Below are 851 nucleotides of genomic sequence, written 5' to 3' on the forward strand. Positions count from 1 at the left end.
CAGGCCGAACCGATTGGCGACCTGACTGCCGACCAAGCATTGCGACAATTACATAACGCGGTGGAAACTCTACCGCTGCCAAAAGGTTATGCTCTGGAATGGGGCGGCGAATATGAGAAAGCCAGCGAAGCGCAAGCGTCCCTGGCGAAACAGGTACCGCTGGGGATCCTTGTGATGCTGGTAATTTCAGTATTATTGTTCGGAAAGGTCCGTCAGCCGCTGATAATCTGGCTGATCGTACCAATGTCGATCTGTGGCGTGAGCATCGGCCTGTTACTAACTGGTCAGCCATTCACTTTCATGGCAATGCTCGGCTTCCTCAGCCTTTCCGGAATGCTGATGAAAAATGCCATCGTGTTAATTGACGAAGTCGACGCACAGGTCAAGGACGGTAAGCTAATGAGAGATGCACTAGTCGATGGCAGCGTCAGCCGCCTGCGCCCCGTGATCCTCGCGGCCTTCACCACCATTCTCGGCATGATACCTCTGATGTGGGACGCCTTCTTTTCGAGCATGGCGATTACTATCATGGGGGGGCTTGCCTTCGCCACTCTGCTTACCATGGTGGCAATACCTGTGCTTTATTCACTTTTCTTCCGCGTGCGGTTCTAGGCGGGCTCTTGAAAACTCCGCACACTAACATAGCTTAGCATGAGCCCTCGCACTCTTCTTGGATTATATGATCCAGCCGATAGTGCATGCATCTATCCAAACAACATTTATCACAACTTCTCTTGCGACATAGAGCGCACTTCCATTTGGGCGAACATTACCCCCAACTGAATAGCGAATTTTGCTATTCATATTCTCGTCTTTCACGATCGCAATTCAACACATGTGATTTACAAAAG

General features: G+C 50.5%; 1 protein-coding gene. It reads left to right on the forward strand.

The window, feature by feature from the left end:
- The coding region (locus tag A3754_RS06175; protein WP_197468505.1) for an efflux RND transporter permease subunit at nucleotides 1-612 on the forward strand (612 nt) is incomplete at its 5' end.
- Nucleotides 613-851: the final 239 nt, after the last annotated feature.

The sequence above is a fragment of the Alcanivorax sp. HI0083 genome, assembly GCF_001635175.1.